General features: G+C 35.2%; 16 protein-coding genes and 1 tRNA gene. 6 read left to right on the top strand and 11 right to left on the bottom strand.

The annotated features are described in order from the left end of the window. The first annotated feature begins 93 nt into the window (after window positions 1–93). The 3 genes from ACNFU2_RS10515 to deoC are packed head-to-tail and all read left to right on the top strand — an operon-like array spanning window position 94 to window position 2,284. Window positions 94–1,032, top strand: coding sequence for an endonuclease/exonuclease/phosphatase family protein (locus ACNFU2_RS10515; protein ID WP_273649376.1), 939 nt, complete (start codon window positions 94–96; stop codon window positions 1,030–1,032). Between the two features lie 31 nt (window positions 1,033–1,063). After that, window positions 1,064–1,534: an Lrp/AsnC ligand binding domain-containing protein gene (locus ACNFU2_RS10510; protein WP_172280401.1), complete on the top strand. Its 471-nt coding sequence runs from the start codon at window positions 1,064–1,066 to the stop codon at window positions 1,532–1,534. Between the two features lie 6 nt (window positions 1,535–1,540). Further along, on the top strand, window positions 1,541–2,284 hold the full coding sequence (gene deoC, locus ACNFU2_RS10505) for a deoxyribose-phosphate aldolase (RefSeq protein WP_273649374.1): 744 nt from the start codon (window positions 1,541–1,543) through the stop codon (window positions 2,282–2,284). A 57-nt stretch (window positions 2,285–2,341) separates the two neighbouring features. Here the strand turns inward: deoC and dusB are convergent, their stop codons facing one another. Continuing rightward, the gene (dusB, locus tag ACNFU2_RS10500) at window positions 2,342–3,337 is read right to left on the bottom strand and encodes a tRNA dihydrouridine synthase DusB (RefSeq protein WP_273649371.1); all 996 of its coding nucleotides are present in this window, start codon (window positions 3,335–3,337) and stop codon (window positions 2,342–2,344) included. Window positions 3,338–3,476: 139 nt separating this feature from the next. Then, window positions 3,477–6,674 (bottom strand): hypothetical protein, encoded by a 3,198-nt coding sequence (locus tag ACNFU2_RS10495; RefSeq protein WP_273649370.1) that lies wholly within the window; start codon window positions 6,672–6,674, stop codon window positions 3,477–3,479. A gap of 179 nt (window positions 6,675–6,853) precedes the next feature. Between ACNFU2_RS10495 and ACNFU2_RS10490 the strand changes: the two genes are divergently transcribed. Both ACNFU2_RS10490 and ACNFU2_RS10485 read left to right on the top strand, forming a co-directional pair. Next, window positions 6,854–7,693, top strand: a complete 840-nt coding sequence (locus ACNFU2_RS10490) for a T9SS type A sorting domain-containing protein (protein WP_418124844.1) — start codon at window positions 6,854–6,856, stop codon at window positions 7,691–7,693. A 173-nt stretch (window positions 7,694–7,866) separates the two neighbouring features. Continuing rightward, window positions 7,867–8,637, top strand: a complete 771-nt coding sequence (locus ACNFU2_RS10485; protein ID WP_273649366.1) for a carbohydrate binding domain-containing protein — start codon at window positions 7,867–7,869, stop codon at window positions 8,635–8,637. 74 nt (window positions 8,638–8,711) lie between these two features. Here ACNFU2_RS10485 and ACNFU2_RS10480 read toward each other — a convergent pair whose 3' ends face one another. From ACNFU2_RS10480 to ACNFU2_RS10445, 8 genes are all read right to left on the bottom strand, one after another. After that, entirely contained in the window at window positions 8,712–11,531 is a 2,820-nt protein-coding gene (locus ACNFU2_RS10480; protein ID WP_273649365.1) for an aminopeptidase, read from the bottom strand. A gap of 62 nt (window positions 11,532–11,593) precedes the next feature. Further along, window positions 11,594–12,961, bottom strand: a complete 1,368-nt coding sequence (pyrF, locus tag ACNFU2_RS10475; RefSeq protein WP_273649362.1) for an orotidine-5'-phosphate decarboxylase — start codon at window positions 12,959–12,961, stop codon at window positions 11,594–11,596. 123 nt (window positions 12,962–13,084) lie between these two features. Next, a complete protein-coding gene (locus ACNFU2_RS10470; RefSeq protein WP_172280389.1) occupies window positions 13,085–13,432 on the bottom strand; it encodes a YkvA family protein in 348 nt (115 codons plus the stop codon). 83 nt (window positions 13,433–13,515) lie between these two features. Next, on the bottom strand, window positions 13,516–14,055 hold the full coding sequence (locus ACNFU2_RS10465; protein ID WP_418124841.1) for a TlpA family protein disulfide reductase: 540 nt from the start codon (window positions 14,053–14,055) through the stop codon (window positions 13,516–13,518). Between the two features lie 38 nt (window positions 14,056–14,093). Continuing rightward, complete coding sequence (locus ACNFU2_RS10460; RefSeq protein ID WP_273649358.1) at window positions 14,094–14,657, bottom strand: thioredoxin family protein; 564 nt, start codon at window positions 14,655–14,657, stop codon at window positions 14,094–14,096. Window positions 14,658–14,674: 17 nt separating this feature from the next. Beyond that, window positions 14,675–15,745 (bottom strand): chorismate synthase, encoded by a 1,071-nt coding sequence (aroC, locus tag ACNFU2_RS10455; RefSeq protein WP_273649356.1) that lies wholly within the window; start codon window positions 15,743–15,745, stop codon window positions 14,675–14,677. A gap of 45 nt (window positions 15,746–15,790) precedes the next feature. Then, window positions 15,791–17,431 carry an LIC_10190 family membrane protein gene (locus ACNFU2_RS10450; RefSeq protein WP_273649355.1) on the bottom strand — a complete coding sequence of 547 codons (1,641 nt, stop codon included), beginning with the start codon at window positions 17,429–17,431 and terminating at the stop codon, window positions 15,791–15,793. 52 nt (window positions 17,432–17,483) lie between these two features. Then, window positions 17,484–18,035 carry a YMGG-like glycine zipper-containing protein gene (locus ACNFU2_RS10445; protein WP_172280380.1) on the bottom strand — a complete coding sequence of 184 codons (552 nt, stop codon included), beginning with the start codon at window positions 18,033–18,035 and terminating at the stop codon, window positions 17,484–17,486. 1,027 nt (window positions 18,036–19,062) lie between these two features. Between ACNFU2_RS10445 and ACNFU2_RS10440 the strand changes: the two genes are divergently transcribed. Further along, window positions 19,063–22,830 carry a fibronectin type III domain-containing protein gene (locus ACNFU2_RS10440; RefSeq protein ID WP_418124838.1) on the top strand — a complete coding sequence of 1,256 codons (3,768 nt, stop codon included), beginning with the start codon at window positions 19,063–19,065 and terminating at the stop codon, window positions 22,828–22,830. A 1,220-nt stretch (window positions 22,831–24,050) separates the two neighbouring features. On the opposite strand, the gene ACNFU2_RS10435 is transcribed toward ACNFU2_RS10440, so the two are convergent. After that, window positions 24,051–24,121 (bottom strand) — tRNA-Cys (locus ACNFU2_RS10435). Between the last annotated feature and the right edge of the window lie 8 nt (window positions 24,122–24,129).

Raw genomic sequence — 24,129 nt, 5'->3', positions numbered from 1 at the left:
AAGACAAAATCAAAACGAATATTTCGTAATTTAACCCGGGGAAAATTCGTAATTTCAAAATTAAAACTATTGATTGAATAGAAATATGTGTTGATGGAGCTTTTTACTTTTTATAATGTAGAAAATTTATTTTTACCGGACATAAAACCAATTCATAAATTAGATCCGACGAAATCGGGTTTGAGGAATTGGGATGAACGTAAATATAATAATAAGCTTTTCAAGATAGCAAATGTATTTCAATTGATCAAAGAAGAAAATGGAGTCTTACCATTTTTAATTGGTCTGTCCGAAGTTTCCGGAAGGAAAGTACTGGAAGATCTTGTGAAGATGGATCCTTTTCATTCTGAATTTGGAATTGTGCATTATAACTCCATGGATGAAAGAAAGGTAGATGTAGCTATGCTATATGATAAAAGCAAAATAGAAGTAATAGACTCGGAGGCTATTACATTCTTTTTTGAAATTAAAAATAAAAACACAGAATATTACGATACAACTAGAGATGTACTCTATTCAAAATTAAAATATAAAGGAGAGATTATTAATGTCTTTATCGCTCACCTTCCCTCAAAGAGAGAAAAAGATGTTAATAAGCCTAAGAGAGACTTTATATTAGCAGAAATTCGTAACAGAATTTTAAATATTGTGAATAGCAGCAATGAGCATGTTGTTTTGTGCGGCGATTTTAATGAAAATCCGGATGATGAAAATTTAACTAATATCCTTTATGATGATAATCATAATAAAATATTAGAAAATCCGTTTAATGAATTGTTTTCAACAGGAAATTTTTCTACTTTTCATTATAAATCTGGCTTATTGTTTGATCAGATTATATTGTCGAAGTCATTTTTCAATGATCAGAACAATATAGGATTGTCATTTCAAAGTGCCGAAATATTTAAATCTGAAAAGATAAGCAGCCGGAATAAACAATTTTCAGGTCGACCTTTCAGAACATATGCAGGTACGCGATATTTAGGTGGATATAGTGATCATTTTCCGGTTTTTGTAAAATTTAAAGAATAAAAAAAACATAAATAATAAAAAAAATTACAAGATGAAAAATTCAACAAATGCTAGCTATCATTTAGACTCAATCGACAAAGAAATTATCTACATGCTGATGGATAATGCTAAAACTTCTTTAGCCCATATCTCAAAACATGTAGGGATTTCGACAACTGCGGTGCACCAAAGAATCAAAAAGCTTGAGCACGCGGGAGTTATTGAGAATTCTATTTCATTTTTAAATCCAAAAAAAATAGGATATAAAGTTATTTCTTATATCGGAATCTTTTTGGATCAGCCTAGCCACTACCCAGATGTAGTAAAATCTTTAAAAGAAGTTAATGAAGTAGTAGAAGCTCATTACACCACAGGAAATTACACTATTTTCCTTAAAGTTCTTTGTAAAGACAACGACCATTTGATGCAGATCCTTAGTAAACTTCAAAAGTTAAAAGGTGTAACAAGAACCGAAACATTTATATCTCTGGAACAGGGAATAAGCAGACAACTGAAAGTATAATAAGTTATGAATATTGCCCAATATTTGGATTCAACATACCTGAAAACTCCTGCACAGTCCGGGATTTCAGAAAATGAAACTTTACAGAAAGATATAGATCTTACGCAGGAAGCTATTGATAATGGTATTTTTGCAGTGATGATCCGTCCGGATTATGTATCCGCGATCAAAAAATATATTCTGGAAAAGAACTCAAATGTTGTTGTTGGTACTGTGATTGGTTTCCACGAAGGAACGTATTCTGTGGAAGAAAAGATGGCAGAAGCAACAAAGGCAATTAATGACGGAGCCGACGAACTGGATTTTGTGATTAATTATAATGCTTATCTCAATGGAGATGTAGATTTAGTAAAAAAAGAATTTATACAATGTACTGCATTATGTGTACAACATCATAAAGTAGCAAAATGGATTATTGAAATTGCCGCTTTAACCAATGAACAAATTGCAGACCTTACTAAACATATCTCAGAATGGGCAGCAGAAAATTTTTCTGACCAGGACTTATCTTCCATTTTTGTAAAGTCTTCTACCGGTTTTTATGAAACTACAGATGGAAAGCCAAATGGGGCTACTTTCGAAGGTATCAGAATAATGCTTGATAACGCCGGCAGACTTCCTGTAAAAGCAGCTGGTGGAGTAAGAACACCTGAAGATGCGGAGAAAATGATCGGGATGGGAGTAAAGAGGATAGGAACTTCTTCAGCTCTATCTTTAATCAAAAATCAGTCAGCCTCTGAAGCTTACTAAAAAATAATTCAATTATAATTATAAAAAAAACCATCAGCATCTGATGGTTTTTTTATTTTATACTTTTTCCTGATATTCTTCGTAGAAATGTTGGGTTTCTTTGATCAGAGCATCCATCTCAGCAAGAGTGAATACTTCAAGGAATTTTTTTCTGAATTCTTTGAAATGAGGAACACCACGGAAATAGTTGCTGTAATGCTGTCTCATTTCTATCAGGCCTAATCTTTCACCTTTCCACTCCGCACTCCATTCCGCATGCTGACGAACCGCCAGTAGCCTATCTGAAATAGTGGGTTCAGGAAGATTTTCTCCGGTTCTAAAGAAATGTTTGATTTCATTAAAAATCCATGGATATCCTATAGCGGCACGGCCAATCATTACACCGTCACAAGCGTATTTTTGTTTGTATTCCAATGCTTTTTCCGGAGAGTCAATATCACCGTTTCCGAAAATAGGAATTTCAATATTAGGATTTTGTTTTATTCTTGAAATATGTTCCCAATCAGCTTCCCCTTTATACATCTGGGCTCTTGTTCTTGCGTGTATGGTTAAAGCTTTAATACCTGTTTCCTGTAAACGTTCTGCTACTTCATCAATATTAATAGAAGTACTGTCCCATCCTAAACGGGTCTTTACAGTTACAGGCAGGTGCGTAGAGCTTACAACAGCTTTTGTAAGACGAACCATCAGGTCTATATCTTTTAGTACTCCTGCTCCCGCTCCTTTGCAAACTACTTTTTTAACAGGGCATCCGAAATTGATATCTACCAAATCAGGATTTACTGTTTCCACAATTCTTGCAGACATGGCCATAGCCTCCTCATCACCTCCAAAAATCTGTATTCCGACTGGTCTCTCATAATCGAAAATATCAAGTTTTTTACGGCTCTTTATTGCATCACGAATTAAGCCCTCGGAAGAAATAAACTCCGAGTACATCATATCAGCTCCATGCATTTTGCACAAACGTCTGAATGGTGGATCACTCACGTCCTCCATAGGAGCCAGTAAAAGCGGAAATTCCGGCAGTTCTATGTTGCCTATTTTTATCATGGTGCAAATTTACGAAATTCTAAACTTTCATAAAGACTGATATTATCTATTGGTGTGAATGATGAGTTTGAGAACCCAATTGGATACAATAAGCGTCTTAAGATAGGAACAAAAAGAATTAAGCCTGGGACTTAAATTTTTAAAAGCTTGCTTTTACCTGCATGCTACCAATATGTATGGTACGGTCTCCGGAATTACGTCCTTCATAATTCAGGTTCAGCTGTAAGAATGAGTTGATTGCCTGCTGAATAAAGACACTCCAAACCTGATTTTTTCCAGGCTTAAGGCCGTCCAGCATCTGATTTCCTACAATACTGAAGTTGTTTCCGGTAAAGTTGTTGTTGATGAATGAGAAATTTCCTCTGATAGAGGTTTTTTTACGCTCCCATTGTATGGTTCCTGTAACGTCAAAAGCTTTTAGTAACTCCTCTCCGTCTATTCTCTGTTTCTGGCGGAAGGCGGAGGAAAGCTCAGCCTGTATGGCGTCTGTGAATTTATAGGTGGCTTTTGGCTTGGTTTCAAAGTTATTCAGTCTGTAATCCCTGGTTGCAAATAATTGTGAAGAATTTTTAATATCATGAACGGAATTTTCCCAATCGACCCTGAATTCTTTATTGAACCAATATCCTAAATTCAGGAAGTGGGAGGTCTGCTCCCGTTCTTCATTACTGAAATTGGCATTGATGAGATTATCATTCGAAATGAACCGGTAATTTCCATTCCAACCCGATTTTTCCGTAGGGTTAAACTGTACGGAAGCCAGGATATTTTGATTTTTTAGAATCTGGTCGCTGTTTTTTTCGAACGGATTGATGACCAGTACCTTATCTTTTTTATAAAAAGAGTTTTGAGAATTCAAGGAAATATTAAAATTCCACCGTTTTAAAAATGCATTTTCAGAATTAAGGACAATGGCCGGGTTAACAAACAACGCCAGCTGTAATTTATTCTTGTTGGATGGGATATACCGGACAGAATTGGTGTATACCCGGATGTACTTGGCCAGATCGGAATATTCGGCAATCTCAAATTCATCGAGCTGCTGGATGCCATCCCCATTGTAATCCGTCCATTTGTAAACTCCCTGTCCATCGGTTACTTTGATATATTGGAACTCTCTTTGTGCTTCCTGTCCGTTTCCGAGTTCATAGAATGCCTGTAAACGCATACCATTTCTGAAAAGCTGCTGATTATAAAGAATGTTCCCAACAACAAAATCATTGTTTCGACTTGTTTGCATATCCTGAATCTGATAGAAAAACTTCCTGTAATGCACTAACACATTTAAGGTTGTTTTTTCATTTTTGATCAGTTGACTTTCCGCCATGACTCCCAGGATATTATTCATATTCTGCAGCCTGTTGTCACGAACTGAATCATTATCTCTCATATATACTTTCGCAAGCAATTTTGTTCTTGTACTGTCACCAATCTTCTTTTGAAGAAAAAGCTCTTTCCAGCTGAAACTGGTGACATCCATCAGCTGAGAATCATTGTATTTTTTTTCGTTATGTTCCATACTTCCACCAAAGGCCCAGCTTCCTTTTTTTCCGGTATATTCTGTAGAAGCTCCCCCTCGTATGAACTTCGTGTCCTGGAGAATAGCATTGGTACTTAAGTAAGACAGATTTCCCTTTGTGAAAAACTTTCCTTTAATCCAGCCAAAATCAAGATCATTTTTAAAACCTTTGTATGAGTTTTGTTCATCCAGATAGTTAAGGCGATAATTTAAAGTTGATTTGTTATTCCACTTGTTAAGGAAGCTGAATATGAATCTGTTCTGCGTTTTCTGGCTGAATTCCTGAGCTAAGTTGAAATCTCTGGAAAATTCCACATCATTAATTCTATCAAGAATGTGAAATTGCTTATCTATATATTGATATTCAAAACTTGGTGTTCCTTTCCAGTTATTTTTGGTGAAAGTTTTATTCCCGTAAATCCGGCCTGCATAGCCTATATTCTGATCGGAATCCTTCGAAGAAAATAGATTGACATCGTAGTTACTTAAAGATATATCAGCGCCAATTTTACCCTCTTTAAGCAAAAACTCTGAATTGACAGAAAACACCTGCGATTTCTGGGGTGAAGGCAGTTTTCTTACTGCTCTGTAATCTCCTGAATTTGGTCCTGTATATTCAAAAACACGACCGTTATTTGTGGTCTGGGATAATTTATAATCTCCCAGATTAGGGCCAAAATAAGTAAATGATACCTGGTAAAGTGTTTCGGCAGAATTAGTGGAAAATTCATAATGGCTGACTCCTGAATTCTGAACCAATCGATATAGGATCTTATTAACATCATATTCTGTAATGACTCCTGACGGGGCATACATCAGATTAGGATCATTTCCGGCATTGGCCAGAATTTGCTCATCCTCTTTAGATAAATTCAGAGCAAGCGGTGCATTTTTATTATCGTTTTCCATGAACCAGCTTAAGCCTACCTTCATTTTCTCTCTACGGTGTTCCACTTTTCCTGTGAAAAGATATCTGGAATAGTTTCTGTTGGTGTAATTGTAAGAAATAGTAATAAAGTTCTGTTGGAAAATTGGTCGGAAACTGGTGAAAGTAACTTCACCGGTGTTGTAATTTATGATGTAATCCTGGTTTTCACCACGCTTCATTAATATTCCGTCAATAAATACCTGTTCAGATCCTGAAATCAGAGTAATGAACTGCTCTCCATTTTTTCCCGTTAAACGATAAGGGCCCTGGTTACCTTCAACCCCTTGAAAACGTACCCTGTGAAACTCACTTCGGGCCACACCCATTGAAACATCTACAAATGTTTTGTTTTCATTCCCAAATTCCGTCTGGAACTCAAGTCCCATGCTACGTCGCTGATATTTTGCAAAATAATTCTTAGCTTCCACCAAATCCAGATGTCCCGCTCTAAGGATGGACTTATCCTTAATGTTCAGCTGCATGTAGATTTTATCGAACTCTTCGAGTGTTTGAGTATAACCATCAGCCTGGATGGGAAGGTTATGATCAGAAATACTCGCAAGGATGGTAACGTCTTTAGAAAGTCTTCCCGATATCTGAAGGTCCATTGAACTTTGTACAGATTGTCCCTGATTGTTTCCGAAGGTAATTCCCCGGATGATGGAACCTTTTGAGTTAAGCTCGCCTAAGAACCTTTTTTTGTCATTTTTGGCAAGTACGGCCTCATCTACAATTATTCTGTTTCTTGTTCTTACGAAATCCAGTGTGTCCTTTGAAAAAATATCCTGTTCAAGCCTTGCTGCTAAAATACTATCCTTTTTTATGGTGTCTTCGGGAATATTGGGGTTCTTCCATGAGAAAATCTGAGCATTTGTTACCAATGTGCCCATGAAAAGAAACAAGAATACAAGAATAAAATTCCGCAAATTTTCCAAAATAATTGGTAAAAATACTTAAAAAATGTTAAAGGTAGCCAGTTTAGCTTTATTAACAAAAAATCGCCATATTTATTGTTTTTCGTCAGAGAATACTCTTATATTTAAAATAGAAAATTATAAAAAATACAAAGATGAAAAAGATTTATTCTCTATTTGTTGCTTTGGCAACCACAACAGTTATGTCCGCACAATCTGTTATTACTCAATGGAATTTTGATGGAAATACAAATGCTGCCACCACAGGTTCGGGAACAGCAAGTGTTTTCGGAGTAAGTAATAATCCAACATTTGCCTCAGGGTCTCCGGGCAGAGCATGGAGTGTGAATGGGTTTCCTGGACAAGGCTCTGCATCGGGTACCGCGGGTTTTAAATTTGAAGTAGATACTTCAGGATATTCGGCAATCTCCGTATCTCTTAATATTGCGGGTTCCAATACGAGCTCAAAATATTTTCAAATGCAATACACAACCAATGGTACGGAATGGTTTAATGTAGGGAATGTAATTGAAATCGGACCTACATCATCCTCTAATTGGGTCAGCATGAATAATTCTATTCCGGCTGGAGCCAATAATAACACACAATTTGCGGTAAGGATTGTATCCGTGTTTGATCCTGCGAACAGCAGTACTTATACTGCGGTGGGTGCCTCATCAAATTATAGTACAAGCGGAGCCGCCAGGGTGGATAATGTAACCATATCCGGAACAGCATCCACTACTTTATCTGTTCTTGATGCCGGTAGTGAGAAATTTAGTTTTATAAAAAATACATTCATCAAAAATGAAGGTATTGTTTTCGGAACAAAAGTGAAGGATATCAAGATATTTAATATGTATGGACAGGTTATAAAAACAGCTAAGGTCAATAAAAATCAGACTTTGGATATTTCTGAGCTACAAAAAGGAAGTTATATTGTTACAGGTATCGTCAATAATCAACCGGTATCACAGAAAATTCTGAAAGATTAATTTTGATTTTTGAATGGAAAAACCACCGTTTAAAAAGCGGTGGTTTTTTTATAATAATAGCATATTGATTTAATATTCTTAATAGAAACTTAATCCATCCTTAATTTAGTCGCTTTAATTTAGGTGTAATTTTGTTGTAGAGATTAAAAAAACAAACATAAAAAAGAAAAATTATGAGAAAAATCTTTACAATTTTAAGCATTGCTACATCATTGATTTTTGCGAATGCACAAAATCTCGTACAAAATCCTGGTTTTGAAACAGGAACTTTAGCACCTTGGGCTGCTGGCTGGAATACGGTATATACAGCACCTAATATTACAGCAGATGCACACACCGGCTCTTTTGGAGCTAATTATGTACCAACAGCTACGACTGGTTTTTTTCAAAATGTTAATATTACAGCCGGAACGCAATATACACTTAGCTTTTGGTATAAAATAAGCGGCTCAGGTAATGGAGGAAGAATCTGGAGTAATTTTTTAGATGCTGGTGATAATCCGGTTAATCTTGTAACGGACGCTGCTAATGACCCATTGAGAAATAACAATCAATATTTACCTAAAAGTGCAGCCTGGCAACAAAAAGTAATCACATTTACGGCACCGGCCAATGTTAATAGATTACAGCTACATCTTCGTGCATACAGCAATTCAACCGTTAGCTTTGATGACTTTTCATTGACAACCGGAACATTGGCAACCGGCGAGGTTTCTGTATCTAAACACAGGCTTGTTAAAAATACTTTTATTCAGAATGATGGTATAACGTTTGGAGCTCAGTCTCGTGATGTGAAAATTTATAATATGTACGGACAGGTTGTAAAAACAGCTTCTGTAAAAGAAAATGAGGTTTTACATGTTTCAGAATTACAAAAAGGAAATTATATCGTAACGGGAATTGTGAACAATGAGCCTGTTTCGCAGAAAATTTTAAAAGATTAATTCTACTTTTCAGATATAAACACGGCCGCTTTTAAAGCGGCCGTTTTGTTTTTATAAAATTTTAGATTTTTTATTTAATACCATCCTCTTCTTGCGGCATTGATAATGGATCCGAGATTGAGAACTAAAGTATATCTGATTCGCCTTCCGTAATCTTTAAATGCGGGTTCAAATCCCAGCGAGGATTGGATTGGGAAATAAATTTCTAGAAAATCAGGAACTATTTTTAATTTAATTCCGCTATCCCAGATAAATTGGGTAGGGTTGTTCCTGTTCTTATAAATTCCTGCATCAGCATACAAATGGAATATCTTCCATACGCTGGTATCAACATTTAAAGAAGTAATCCATTGATTTACACTTCCGGGAATAAAAGATTTAAATCCTCCGTCAGCAAGAATAAACTGCTGTGAAAGAAAACCACTGTTGGCACTTTCCCCTAAAAGATTATATGAAAAAGAGTAATTGGAAACCCTGGAAATCCCATAATTAAAAGTATTATTTCTCGTGTCATTTCTCACGAAGTATCCTGCAAATAATCTTAGGCTGAGCTTTTGTTTAGGTGCAAATTCCCATCTGTAAAAGCCTTCGGCAGTTATTTTATTAAAGTCTTCCATTCCCTGGGTGCTGATGCTGAGACTTTTTTCATGGATCATCTGGTTATCCGTATATCCATATCCGATACTCCACAGATTATACTTGTCATAGTCATTATTAGCTATCATAAGAGGGCTCAGGTCTCTCTCGAAATAATTATATGACATGCTTATTCCTCTGCTTACCGTACTTCTCGGATTCTTTCTAAAACTGATATTGGAAAAAACAGAGCCTTTCCTGTAAGCAAGATTATAATCATAATGGTAATATGCTCCGGATACTCCGAAGGTTAAACTGCGGATAATACTTTCTGCAGGAAGAAAAGAATATGAAACGGCACCTGAACCCGTTAATTTTCCGGTTCCTGTACTGTACGTAGGCGTAATAGAATAAAGGAATTTCTGATCAAAAAAAGATTGGTTTTTGAAATTAAATCCTAAAAGAAATTTATCATAAGTATTATTGAAACGTATTCTTGGACTGATGTAGATTTCATTAAACTCAGGATTAGGAATATCCTTTATAAGTTTAAGTTTTATTTTTTTTGCATTTGAGAATAAGCCTTTGGAGTAAAGGAAGTTGTCTCTGTAATTCGACTCCGGAAAGATATAATCATTATTTAAAGTGATCTTGTATATATCTAATGCGGGAATGGAAACCGTTTTTGTCATTTCCTCACCGTCGGTCTCTACCCAGTATTCTTTTTTTTCATCCTCTCTCGTTTTTGTTTCTAATTTAACAGGAATAGGAGCAGAGGTATTTTTATTGATTTTAATATGCAGTGAATCGTCTTGTTTCTTCAATTTCTGAAGCTTAAAGTTAACCCTGTTTTTTTGTTTTAAAAAGTCGGTTAAGTAAGCGGTCCTGTTATCTTTTTCTGCGAGTTCTCTGAGGAAATCTTTAGGATCAATTTGCTTGTCTGTATTTTTAGCTATGTAGTTCTGCAACAGGGTATTGAAGTTTTCATATCCCATTTTATCAGCTGAATAGTTGAATAAGCTTCCTGTTTCAAAGCTACTTATAGCCATTACATTGAAATTACTAAGCACAGTAAACTTTTCTCCGATTTTCTGATCCAGATTCTGAGACATAATATATTGGTAGGTAAGGCCGTAGCGATCAATTAATTTCAAATTAGAGGCATGAAATAATTTTAATGGTCTGATTCCAAATATTTTCGATTCAGGTAGCTTTCCCAGCAGCTTTGTTTCGCCATAGAATTTTTTGATGTATTGAATTTCTATATAGGATTTCAATCCATTCTTAAACCAGTGATTATCCTGTTTATCTGTAATAATACTTTCGTCAAGAACTTTTTTGGTGATAATTCCCAGATAATCGAGATCTGCCTTTTCTGCATCTGTAAATAATTGAAACCGGAATTTCCAGAAACTAATATCATTATTACCAAAAAAATCTTCATTCGCTCTGAACTTTTCAGAAATAAAAAGTCTTGATGGAAGATAACCGATCTGTTCCTTTATAAATTTTAAATGCAGCGGAAGATAGAATTCTAAATTTTCCTTTTCCTGGGGTGTTAGAGGATATCCAAACCGTACTTCTGTGCTTATATCTCCTGTATTTACATTAATGAAAGGGTATTCGTCCTGGGAAATGATAAACTCGGGATCTGAATCCAGATAACCTTTGAATAAATTGGATTGATCCTGGTGAAGATTACTTTCAATAAAAGATTGGGTAGGAAGGTCAAATTGGACGGTCCAGTAGGTATTGAAACTTACGGACTCTTCGATATCATGGTAATATCTTCCTAAAATATTGTCCGGATCAAAATGATCCGGAACAATAAAGAAATATTTTAAAGCTATATTTCGATCAGCTGTACCGTATCCAGTAAATTTTTTATCCGGAAGCTGTATCTGATACTGCAGTTTTAGTCTTATGCTTTTCCCCGGTTGAAGAGGTGCATTTAAAGGAATAAAAAGATTTTCCGCACTTAAATTATTTACAGGAGTAGCCTCATCATCAGGTCCTTTTATGCTAAATTGTAAAAGTTTCCCCAGTTGTTCAGGCTTTGCGAAATGAAGATCAGTATTACGGTCTTCCAGTTTTCTGTAAACAAGTGAAGTTCCTCTTTTTTGATAAGCAGAAACCCAGTTTAAAAGTTTAACGGTACTTAAATCTTTTTCAGAATTATTGTAATAAACAATTTCCTGATTTATATCCAACGTTTTTTTATCTGAAGATAATTTCGCTTCAATAGAAATGCTGTCTTTTTGCGCAGAAACCTGCACAATTCCCAAAAACAAAATAAGACAAATACTGATCTTTCTCAATGTGGTGATAAAGCATCAAATATAACTCATTTTGTATAGACTTATAAATTTTTATTCTCGAATTAACCTTTTTTTAAAGAACTTATATAAGCTTTCCAGCCTTCGTTTTTATAAGTTAATGCGGCAGCTTCAGGATTTTCAGATTTATAAATTCCTCTTCCTACGATTATAAAATCAGTATTCAGGCTTTTAAAAACATGTTCAGGAGTATTGTACTGTTGTCCTTTTCCATCTCCCGAATCTGAAAGATTTACTCCCGGAGTGAATAACAATAATTCTTCAGGAATTGGGTTTTGAGAAACTCCTCCGATTACATTAGGATGGGATAGAGATACTTTAAGAGCTTCTTCACGGTAGCTATTCGTTGTTAACGTTCCTTTTGAAGACATTCCTATAATTGCGACAACACCTACATTCTTAAAGCAGTCAAGAGATTCAAAACCACCGATAACCTGTGACGTTACAAAATCTGCCCAGTCGGTAATTTTAAAAACTCCACTCGTGAATTGTAATTCCTGTGTGTTTCCAATATCGGCAAATTTTCTATCTTCCATGAGTAAGAATTTATGCTTTTCGGCTAATTCTTTTAACGGAGTAATTGTTTTTTCAAATTCGAAATCTGAGATGATGTCGATATGTGTTTTGAGAGCAATAATATGAGGTCCTACTTTTTCAGCAAATTCCAGTAACTCTTTGGTTGTGGTAACATCTGCTGAAGCGATAAGGTTCGATTCTTTACTGATGGCTAGTTCTAATAATTTTTTAGAAACAGAATGTTGAGCGGATTTTAATTTCTGCTCATAAGAAGCTCTGATTTTTTCTTCAAATTGGATGTGGTTTCCTAAAAGGAAATCCTGGATCCTTTTTACTTCTTCATCTGATAATTCTCCTGTTTCCTGAAGAATAGTACATACTTCTGAAATATTAAATAGGGTATGAACTCTGAATCCTTTACTTTCCAAAAGCTGCTTTCCTCCCTGTTCCCTGTCAAGAACTACAACGATATCTGCTACTTTTAGATCTTCCTGTTCTACTTCAGCAATGGTTTCTAATAAAGATTTTCCGGAAGTGATCACATCTTCTACCAATAAACAGTTTTGTCCTTTCTGATAAATTCCTTCGATCATTTTCTTGGTCCCGTAATCTTTAGCCTCCTTTCTTTTAATGATAAGTGGAATGTAACTTTCCAGAGACATGGCTGTAGCCATAGGAAGAGCGGCATAAGGAACTCCACAAATAAGGTCAAAATTATCCAGAGGAAGCATTTCCAATAAATAATTTGCAAGATTTTTCAAAATTTTAGGATCAGAAGCCAAAGGTCTCAGATCTACGTAGAACGGACTTTCAATACCGCTTTTTAAAGTGAACCTCCCAAATTTAATGATACCTAGCTTGTAGCACTCTAAAAAGAACTCTTTTTTACTTTCCATTATTTTTTATTAGATGTTGCAAATTTAAGGATTTGTAATAAGGCTCAAAAATTTATCCCTAAATTATAAATAAAAAGCCATCCCAAATTTTTGGAATGGCTTCAAATAATATATTTGCGTCAATTATTTTATAATTTGAGCATCGATTATCTTAGTATTACCTGTATTTAGTTTTTGTTCAGCTTCCCAAAGTAAAAACTTGTCCACTTCTTTGATTAGTTTAGGGATCACTAAGTATAAAACAGCCAGATCATCTAGGACTCCCAAAACAGGAACAGCTACTTCTGGAATTAAGTCGATTGGAGAAATGATATATAAAATCCCTAACATCGGTAAAATAATATCAATGGATTTCATAGGATAAATTCCTTTTCTCCAATATTTAACCATTCTGAAAATGTCAGGTATTTTTTTGACAAAGCCCTTATGGTTGATGGCTTCTTTAGCCAGGTTTAATTTAGAATATTTCATTTTGTGTTTGGTTTAAATAAATTCTTGACTTTACAAAATTCGCAAATTCTATACCAAATAATTATAAAAATTCGTTAAAAGATTTATTTAATAATATTGTCAATGAACTGATGTACAGACTCTGTATTCCAATCTCTGTACGCGTCTTCTTTGATCAGGATCCTTCCCGATTTATCCAGTAAAAATGTTGTCGGGAATGCTTTTGGTAACAGCTTTTCTGAAATCGGACTTTGGGCAATATAAACAGGGACCGTATAATTATTTTCCTGAAGGAATTTCCTTACTGCATATTCTTCATCTTTCATAGCAATCAGTACAAAGTCTATATTCCCTTTTCTGGTGTCGTAAAGCTTTTGAATGGTTGGCCATTCTTTTCTGCATGGCGGGCACCAGGTTCCCCAGAAATTTAGAAAGATAGGCTTATCTTTAAAGTTCTTCAGATTTGTACTTGGAACGTTAATCCCCTGTAAATCGATATCATAATCTTCCTTACTTACAGTTACTGCATTTTCTATAGTAGCAACAGGAAAGAACTGGTCCTTCACAAAATTTCTTACTCCTGGAATAAAAGCAATAATTCCTATAATAATGATAAGTACAAGATATGGTATATTTTTTTTCATCTGCTATTTTTTATTGTCATTTCTGACGCATACATTTATTACAATAACTCCAGTATTTCCTGAACAGCATCCTTACCTCTGTTTTTAGCATAGTAAATTTGCAGATCATTATAAAACTGATCTTTAGGATAAGCCTCCGGATCTGCCTTATATTTCATTAACAATTCTTTGCCGTACTGAGGTCGGGGTCCCCATGAGTTCTTTACCGTAAAATCATCATTCAGGATGATAACTTTAGGAATAGACTCTGTTCCATTCGTTAGAAACTGATTAATTAAACTTTTATCACTGTCTCTCAGGAAAATTCTTACCTCATTATGACCCTCAAAAAATTTAACAAGTGCCGGTACCGTAGAGCTGGCGTCACCACACCATACTTCTGAAATAATCAGAATTTTCCCGTTAAAATTCTTAGATTTTAATTCGTTAACCTGGTTTTCGTCAAGGATATATTTTTTTAGGGTTCTGTCCATCCTTTGAAGCCCCAGTTCATAATATTGTTTATAATCGATGTCATGTTGGTTGTCGGGAGTTTCAAGTCTTTGTCTTCCAATATGAACATATTCTTCAAAATTGATTGCTTTATCCCAATAATCTTTCATGGTGTATATTATTGTGTTTAAAAGTTATTTAGATTTCTTGTTTTGTTGATCAAAAATAAGTCGGCTAATACAAATGCGGCTAAACTTTCAACTACGGGAACCGCTCTTGGAACGACACATGGATCATGTCTTCCTTTTCCTTCAACAACAACAGGATTTCCATCTTTGTCTATGCTGTCCTGTGGTCTTAATATGGTGGCTACAGGTTTGAAAGCTACTCTGAAATAAATATCCATACCATTGGAAATACCACCTTGTATTCCCCCAGAAAGATTAGATTTTGTAGTAAAATCGGGATTAAAGGCATCATTATGTTCTTTACCGGTCATCTTAGCCCCACAAAAACCACTTCCATATTCAAAGCCTTTACAGGCATTGATATTCAGCATTGCCTTTGCAAGTTCAGCCTGCAATTTGGAAAAAATAGGTTCTCCAATTCCTACAGGAACGTTTTTTATAACACAGGTGATGGTTCCCCCGATGGTATTTCCTTCTTTTTTAATTTCTTTAATTCGGGCAATCATTTTTTCAGCTGTCTCAGTATCAGGACAACGTACATCATTGCTTTCTGTTTTGGAAAAATCCAAATCCTGATAAGGCTTCTCACAGAAGATGTCACCTACGGAAGAAACATAAGCATTGATATCGATATCTGATAAGAGCTGTTTTGCAAGCGCTCCGGCTACAACCCAGTTGATTGTTTCCCGGGCAGATGATTTTCCACCTCCGCGGTAATCCCTGATCCCAAACTTCTGATCATATGTAAAATCTGCATGACTTGGACGGTATGCATTAGCAATATGATCATAATCTTTTGATTTCTGATTTTCATTTTCGATGATAAAACCAATGGGAGTACCTGTGGTTTTTCCTTCAAATATTCCGGAAAGAAATTTTACCGTATCACTTTCCTTTCGCTGAGTAACGATAGCAGACTGGCCAGGCTTGCGACGATCCAGTTCATATTGAACCTGATCGAGATCAACTGTTAAACCTGCCGGAAAGTTATTGATTATTCCACCATAAGCCACACCGTGACTTTCTCCAAATGTTGTAAGACTGAGAAGATTACCTAAAGTATTGAACATAGCACAAATTTACGGCTTTTTATTAATATAATAATGCCTTTGTGTTTAGTTCTGTTTATTGTTGTTAATGATAATATTGATAACCCGCATTGCTTCTTTTTTCTCCTTCATATTCATCGTTTTCCATACAAAGCCTTCCCTGATATTATTTTTATTGATGGGTTGCGGAAAGATGTTTGCGTTAGCATTATCAATAATATAACTAATGGTCATAGAAGGAAGTGGAGTGCCAAAACTATAAGGATAGTTTTCAGGAACATTAAAGATAAGATTTCCGATTCTGAAAGACCTGAACGGGGTATATTGATATACAGAGGGTTGGTAAATCTGTTTTTTTTCAAACTTACCCATGAAACGGGCCATTTTGTAGCTTGGAATATGCGTTGCAATCAATGATGGAAATAAGAAAAAGAATATAACACAAGCGCCCGCTATTAAAAATATGGCTATTGATTTACTTCTGTTAATATAATGAGATAATAAAATAAAGGCTACAATAAAGAAAACATCAATGAAGAACCGGTACTGTGCAGAGAATAAAAGAACAAGGATTGTCTTGATAATTATTGAAATGGTGATAATATTAATAACTCTGTTTTTCTTTCGAACAGAATACAATATCAAAAGAAGAAGAGTCACTATAAATAAAATATTGATCTTTGCTTTAATGCCTTTTAAAAAGAGCCAGTTTTTAATATAATCTATTGAAGAAAACTTTTGAATTTCTTCAAAAGTGTATTGCATGTCATAGGTTTTCTGAATGGCAAACTGAGATGATCTTTTAAGTATTTCAGGGTTGGTTTTCCAGGATATTCCCAGGTCAACAAAAGCAATAGGAAAAACAGGATATCCAAATGTCCAGATATTTTTTACGAAAAACAAAATAAGTATTACAATTCCCAAAAAAATATTCTTTACAGACGATTTGATAATAAAGACTGAATAAAGCAAACTAAGAACGGGAAGCCAGATCATGGTTGGCTTTATTGTGAAAATAAAAACAGAGAGTGCGAAAAGGAGAGTTGATTTTTTATTTTCTGATAAAATTTCATTTAAAATAATCAGCGAAAAAATAATAACCGGCAGATCCGGGCTTGGGGACTGAGAGAAGAGAAGCATAACCGGAAGAAAACCAAGTTGAATCCAGGATTTTTTTTCAATGATATAAAATGCATAAATGATTAATATAATGACGTTGATCCGTAGAAAAGGATCAGAAAAGTTAGAAAACCCTGCCTGGAATATATGCCATACCGACATTTGCCCTAATGTAAGGTCTAGATTAGAGATTCCTTTAACAAGGCCGTATTCCGTGAGCCATTTTATAGAGGGTACATAATAGCCGAAGTGATCCAGAATATAAGGATAATAAGAACCACAAAAAAGAATGATCGACACGATGGCAGTCAGCAGAATCATGTCTTTTTTTGAAAACCCATAATATTCCAGATAGAGTTTATTTTTAAAAAAAAAGAACAAACCTATTGCAATCGTGGTTATTTCTACGTTGATATTGAGCGGAATGAAAAATGCGATTAAGGTCCATATAACACTTATGATAAATATTCCCGAAAAAGCTTTTCCTGAAATACCTGAAAATAAAGTTCCTGAAAGCATATCCATAATTTTTCCCCATCCCAGAAGGGTGGAGATAATAATTACAGAGGAAAACAGCATTAGAATCATAAAAAAAGATTGCTTAAAAATAAGCAATCTTTTATTCTTTTATGTATAATTATTAATTACGAGGTTGTACTCTTCCGTCCTTTCTGTCTCCGGATCTACCAATCGCATATCCCGTTGCACCACCTACAACACCACCAATTACAGCTCCTAAACCTCTGTTGTTTTTACTGATAATAGCCCCAGCAGCAGCTCCACCTACGGTACCGATAATGGTTCCCTTAGCAGCCTTACTCATTCCTCTTTTCTGAGTTGTTCCCTGAGAAGCATTGCTTCCGTTGTTTGCGTAGTTTCCATTATTACTATTGCTTGAACCTGATTCTCTGTCTCTATATATAGTTCGGGTTTTTGTGATAACTCTTGGTTCAGAATTTCTTGCAGCTACAGCTTTTGCTTTATTGGATTCCACAATACTGTCTGCTTTTTTCTGAGATTCATAGGCCATTTTCTCTTTTTCAATCGCCAACTTTTGTTTTTCTATTTCAAGTTGTTTGGCCTGGAATTCAATTTTCTGTTGTTCCAGTGACTTTTCCGCCACCTGATCATCCTTTTTACAAGCTGTCAGTAAAAATACTGACAATAAACCTGTTATTACTATATTCTTCATAATTCAAATTTTTTAGTCTAAGGTTGCCTCATCAAAAAGATGATAGCTTTCTAGGTATTTTCAATTATGAAGCCAAATTTTAGTTAACAAAAGTTAAAAAATCAGAAAAGAATCAGAAAAAGTAAAAATATATTTTAAAAATTTCAGAAAATAAAAAGTTTTTATTTGTAAGTGCTTTATTGTCATTTAGTTATGGGTTGGTTGTTTATAATAAAATCATAAGAAAGTTAATTTATTGTGAAGGTTGTTAATTTTTTATGTGTAGGCATGAAAATTGCCGCATAATCCAAAGCTTTTAATCATTAAAAAGTTTTAATCTTCTAAAATATTATTCATCAAGATCCCTCGGATATACCAGGAATCTTTTATAATGTACATTTCATTTAATTATGGGTTTTGATTAAATTCATATTAAATAAGTACTTTTGAGGATAAGTATATTTTTGAAATATTGTTGATGAAATTAAGTACGGCAAAGTATTGTGATCATTTCCTAAAATGGGATTTAACAGTATTTTATTAATGGATTTTAGAAATAAATAGTATTTTTGGTTTTTTAAAAATTATATTTATACAAATTTTGATCGTACATTGTAGTTTAAATTCAATAATTACAAGTTTAATAAGCTTAATGAGTACATGATACAGCATTAATTGAGCGGATCAAAAGCAATAGAAAGCTAAATTTTATATTTAAGATATTCTATTTCGACTCTAGAAATAGATTTTTTTCATCATTTGTGTTTTTTGCGGCCTCTCAGGAGGCCGTTTGTTTTTTAATTTTAGTAAAAATAATTTCCAACAGTGAATTTTACAATTCATTTCTTTAGTAAAAAAGTAGAGTTAAATGGGAACTCCCGTTTTTTTTGTTGGTTGTCATTTCTGTAAAGAGTGATTAATCCGTACTTTTTTCCGCTATCTCAATATTTGTTATTTATAACATTCATATAAAAAATATTAATTTATATACTAAATGTTATAAAAAAACGATTTAGATTTGTAGGATTAATATTAATAATGATAACTTATGAAGAGATTTTCTATTTTTTTAATACTTCTTCTTTGTTTGATCAACGTGAACTTGCTTGCGCAAGCCCCCGCCACGCTGCCGTATATTCAGGATTTTTCGACGGCAAATGATCTGACATTGGTTAATGGAAGTCAAACAAATAAATGGGAATATGGTTCCGCAACAGGAAATGCCGCCAATTCCATTTATATTTCAAATAACGGAGGAACGGCGAATGCTTATGATACTGGAAGTTCCAGCGTTGTACAAGCTTATAGAGATATCACAATTCCTGCAGGATCTACAATTGCAACTTTAGCATTTGATTGGAAAGCAGATGGGGAAAGTACATATGATTATTTAAGAGTTTGGTTGGTTCCGGCTACATTAACTCCAACTGCCGGTGCACAGATTGGCACTGGTGGGGGAAATATTCAGCTGGGACAGTTTAATCAGCAGTCAACCTGGCAAACGTATTTAAATACAAGTTTGAACATCAGCAGCTTCGCAGGAAGTACTATGCGTTTAGTGTTTGAATGGAGAAATGATGGAAGTGTAGGAACCCAGCCACCTGTTGCAATCGATAATATTAATCTGTCGATTCCAACATGTTTACTTCCAACAGTATCGCCGGTTTCAGCCATTACATCCAATTCTGCAACGATATCGTGGACAGCACCTACGCCTGCACCTGCGAACGGATATGCTTATTACCTTACGACTACAAATACTCCGCCTGTTGCAGGAACAACCCCTACAGGAACTACTACTGCAACTTCTGTGAACTTAACAACTTTAACTCCTAATACTACTTATTATTGGTGGGTAAAAGCAATATGTAGCCCTACAGACAGCAGTATCTGGGCGAATGGAGATAATTTTACCACGACTCAAATACCGGCAACTATTCCATACAGTCAAAACTTCTCGACTGGGAATGATCTGGGATTCACGAATGGAACCCAGGTTAATAAATGGGTATATGGTTCTGCAACAGGAAATCCTGCGAATTCCATCTATATATCGAATAACGGAACCGATAATACTTATTCTACAGGAACAACCAGTATTGTTCAGGCTTACAGAGATATAATTATCCCGGCAGGAACTACTGCAACGACTTTGTCTTTCGACTGGAAAGCAGATGGGGAAAGTTCTTATGACTATTTAAGAGTCTGGCTGGTTCCGGCATCTTTTATGCCTGTAGCAGGAACTCAGATTACTGCCGGAGGAGGAAGAATCCAGGTTGGAGGTAATTATAATCAACAAACGAGCTGGCAGACTTATTTTAATACCAACTTAGACCTGAGCAGTTTTGCCGGAACTACAATGCGTTTGGTATTCGAATGGAGAAATGATAGCAGTGGTGGTACTCAGCCTCCTGTAGCTTTAGATAATATCAATTTAGCAATTCCTACTTGTGTAGTACCTTCAGCTTTGGCTGTAAATGGGGTAACAGCAACAGGTGCTGTACTGAGCTGGACAGGTCCGACGCCGGCACCTGCCAATGGATATGCTTATTATCTTACAACAACGAATACTCCGCCTGTTGCAGGTACTGCTCCAACAGGAACAAGTACTACGACTTCTGTAAACTTAACGACATTAACGCCAAATACCACTTATTACTGGTGGGTGAAGTCTGTATGTAGCCCTACGGACAGCAGTTTCTGGATTGGGGGTCCAAGTTTCAGTACTACGCAGATTCCGGCAACGATCCCATATAATCAAAACTTTACAGGAGCGAATGATTTTGGATTCATCAACGGAACTCAAACCAATAAATGGGCTTATGGTTCAGCAACCGGAAACCCGGCTAATTCCATTTATATATCCAATACAAACGGAACTACGAATGAATATTCTACAAGTTCTACGAGTGTAGTACAGGCTTACCGTGATATTCTTGTACCGGCCGGAGCTTCGATTGCCACATTATCTTTTGACTGGAAAGCAGATGGAGAAAGTTCTTATGATTACCTAAGAGTTTGGTTAGTTCCATCATCTTTTATGCCTGTTGCGGGAGCTCAGATTACTGCAGGTGCGGGAAGAATTCAGTTAGGAAATAACTATAACCAGCAAACCACATGGCAGTCCTATCTTAACAGTACATTAAACATCAGCAGCTTTGCAGGAACAACAATGCGTCTGGTATTTGAGTGGAGAAACGACAGCAGTGGTGGTAATCAGCCTCCTGTAGCTGTAGATAATATTAAATTACTAATCTGTAGCACGGCAACACCAACTGTAGCTGTAAGTGCTATTACACATAATACAGCAACATTGACATGGCCACAAGATAGCGGTGGAGCTTCATACATTGTGAGATACAGACCGGTAGGTTCTAGTAGTGCATGGACTCAGGTAAGTGTGGCAGCGGCAGCGGCTCCTGCAACTACTAATACATATAACCTGGCAGGTTTATTACCGGCTACACTATATGAAGTAGAAGTAGCGGCAGTTTGTAACAGTATTCCTGGAACATATTCTCATAATGAATTTTTAACGAAATGTGATCCGACACCTCCGAATGTTACAGCAAGTAACATTACGACAACATCTGCGTTGATCACATGGTCGCCACTTGCGGTAAGTTCATCTTATAAAATGAGATATAGAATTGTAGGAAGTGGTAATGCAGGATGGAGCGCTGATATTATTTTACCATTAGCGCCGACAAATACGTACTTATTAAGCGGGTTGAATGTCTATACAACTTACGAGGTCCAGATTGCCAATAAGTGTGATAATGAAACAACTTATAACGGATGGTCTTCTCCTGCTGTATTCACAACTGAAAGAACATGTGATTTACCTCCTCCGGGATTAACAATTACTAATCTTACAACTACTACCGCTACTGTAGTTTGGGATTCTTTCCCTGGTGCTACTTATATCTTAAGATATAGAAAAGTGGGTATACCAAGCTGGACAACAGTTGCAGTAACGAACAATAATTATGTGATCACAGGATTATTGGAGTTAACAAAATATGAAATGGAAGTAGCCAACGTTTGTAGTGGTACACCGGGAACTTATACACTTCCTTACTACTTCACAACACCTACAGTAATCTATTGTCCAATGAAATCCGGAAGCTCAGCATCTGAATATATTTCAAAAGTTACGGTAAAACCAAGCGGTAAACCAACTATGGAGAGCAGTACAGATGCCACTACGTATTCAGACTTTACAGCTGATACATCCAAATTTATTCAGCTGATTCAGGGATCTACAGGTAATGAGATTTCTATTGAAAAGTCTTGGACAGGAAATACATATAATGAAGGTATTGCTGTATGGATTGATTTTGACAGAAACGGAAGCTTTGATATCAATGAGAGAATTCTTGTGTCTTCACCTAATACGACAACACCTATTACAGGAACGTTCAGTGTACCTTCTGATGCGTTTATCAGTACGACAGATTATAAGTATGTAGTAATGAGAGTTGCGATGCAGAGAGATGGTATCCCTGTAAATTGTACAGGATTTGCCAACGGGGAAGTTGAGGATTATACAGTAAGAATCTCTAAAAATCCGGTACCTAATGCAACCAATCAAACGGAAATATTGATTTATCCTAACCCGGTACATACAATATTGAATGTGAAGAATATTAGCAAAAGAGCTAATTATAAGATATACAATGCGGCGGGCCAGCTTGTGACAAGCGGGATCATCTTAAATAACAAAATAGATGTAAGCAGCCTGATCCACGGAGTATATGTTATCGATATTGATGATACTCAGGGTACAGCCCAAAAGAAATTTATCAAGGAATAATACATTAAATAATTTGTAAAAAATAAGCTCCCAAATATGGGGGCTTATTTTTTTTCTCAAGTCACTCTCACAAAGCTGAGAAAAATATTTCAATAAATGTTGAAATATTTAAAAATAAAATCTTACCTTTAATGGTGTGGTATTCAGTTGTTTATTTCTTATTAAATGAGTTTTTGATTTTTCTGAGCGTTAGTTTTCAATTTTGTTTGATAAGCGTTTAGCCGAAATGGGACAAACTTAAACAAAAAGTCAAAACGATCTTATTAAGAATTGGATGATTGTATACACAGGTAATATGATGATATGATATAAAAGTTTTTATTGTTTTTGAGACCTCTTGTATTAATGACGGGAGGTCTTGTTTTATGATACTGTAGCATCATATAGCTCCAAGCTTACAAATACATTTAAAGGTAAATTCTCCATTAAAATTAAAACCTCCTGGCAAAACAGGAATACTATAGCGGAATGTATTGAAACTACCTAATATCAATAATTATGATTCTGATCATAATGTGTATTTTCAGGTTCAGGTATCTTTACTGTTCCATATATGTTGTAACCTTGAACAAAAGGTAAAAGTTTGCCCCCTCAATTGAGGGGCTTTTTAATGTTAAGAAATTATATTTATTTGATATGAAATCTTAAAATTAAGTTAAAATAAAATAAATGAAATTCTTGGCACGATATTTCAATGTAAAATGTAACTCATGTTTAAATTGAGTTTTCATGGTTATTAGTTTTTATCCTCAACTTCGGTTGGGGATTTTTTATTCAAAGATGTCCTTTAATTTTAAAAGACGTCCAGGACGTAAAAATAAATATATAAGTATTTGTTTAAAATAGGGTTGCGAGATCGTGATGAACTCTAATCAAATATATTCTGAACCTTCAAGCTTATTTATGACTTAAATCATAAATGTTCATTATTAGTTTTCTACAAAAAAAGGAGCCTTCCAAAAATTGGAAGACTCCAGGGGCTGTAATATTATAAGATCTAAAAAAGTGTTTCACATAAAAACTTCCCCATAAAGAGGAAGTAATAATTATCCATTTTAGTTAAAGACACTAAGTGATGATTATTAAAGGATTGTACAACAAACTTACTAGTAGTTTTTGATTTTTTTTATGACCGAGATCATAAGAAGGTGAATTATAATTGAAATTTAATATCATAGATATATAAAAAAAGCTTTCCAATAAAATAAAGGAAAGCTTTGAGGTACCTAGCGGATTCGAACCGCTGTAGATGGTGTTGCAGACCACTGCCTAGCCGCTCGGCCAAAGTACCATTTTTGA

Origin of the sequence: Chryseobacterium sp. PTM-20240506 (assembly GCF_048296755.1) — a bacterium.
GTDB classification, from domain to species: Bacteria; Bacteroidota; Bacteroidia; order Flavobacteriales; family Weeksellaceae; genus Chryseobacterium; species Chryseobacterium proteolyticum.
The sequence above is the reverse complement of the archived record's forward strand: the minus strand, read 5'-3'. Positions and strand labels throughout refer to the sequence as shown.

Excerpts from the sequence above, each read along its gene's own strand:
- ACNFU2_RS10515 (WP_273649376.1), top strand. The coding sequence starts at position 94 with ATGGAGCTTTTTACTTTTTATAATGTAGAAAATTTATTTTTACCGGAC.
- ACNFU2_RS10510 (WP_172280401.1), top strand. The coding sequence starts at position 1,064 with ATGAAAAATTCAACAAATGCTAGCTATCATTTAGACTCAATCGACAAA.
- deoC (WP_273649374.1), top strand. The coding sequence starts at position 1,541 with ATGAATATTGCCCAATATTTGGATTCAACATACCTGAAAACTCCTGCA.
- dusB (WP_273649371.1), bottom strand. The coding sequence starts at position 3,337 with ATGATAAAAATAGGCAACATAGAACTGCCGGAATTTCCGCTTTTACTG.
- ACNFU2_RS10495 (WP_273649370.1), bottom strand. The coding sequence starts at position 6,674 with ATGGGCACATTGGTAACAAATGCTCAGATTTTCTCATGGAAGAACCCC.
- ACNFU2_RS10490 (WP_418124844.1), top strand. The coding sequence starts at position 6,854 with ATGAAAAAGATTTATTCTCTATTTGTTGCTTTGGCAACCACAACAGTT.
- ACNFU2_RS10485 (WP_273649366.1), top strand. The coding sequence starts at position 7,867 with ATGAGAAAAATCTTTACAATTTTAAGCATTGCTACATCATTGATTTTT.
- pyrF (WP_273649362.1), bottom strand. The coding sequence starts at position 12,961 with ATGGAAAGTAAAAAAGAGTTCTTTTTAGAGTGCTACAAGCTAGGTATC.
- ACNFU2_RS10470 (WP_172280389.1), bottom strand. The coding sequence starts at position 13,432 with ATGAAATATTCTAAATTAAACCTGGCTAAAGAAGCCATCAACCATAAG.
- ACNFU2_RS10465 (WP_418124841.1), bottom strand. The coding sequence starts at position 14,055 with ATGAAAAAAAATATACCATATCTTGTACTTATCATTATTATAGGAATT.
- ACNFU2_RS10460 (WP_273649358.1), bottom strand. The coding sequence starts at position 14,657 with ATGAAAGATTATTGGGATAAAGCAATCAATTTTGAAGAATATGTTCAT.
- aroC (WP_273649356.1), bottom strand. The coding sequence starts at position 15,745 with ATGTTCAATACTTTAGGTAATCTTCTCAGTCTTACAACATTTGGAGAA.
- ACNFU2_RS10450 (WP_273649355.1), bottom strand. The coding sequence starts at position 17,431 with ATGATTCTAATGCTGTTTTCCTCTGTAATTATTATCTCCACCCTTCTG.
- ACNFU2_RS10445 (WP_172280380.1), bottom strand. The coding sequence starts at position 18,035 with ATGAAGAATATAGTAATAACAGGTTTATTGTCAGTATTTTTACTGACA.
- ACNFU2_RS10440 (WP_418124838.1), top strand. The coding sequence starts at position 19,063 with ATGAAGAGATTTTCTATTTTTTTAATACTTCTTCTTTGTTTGATCAAC.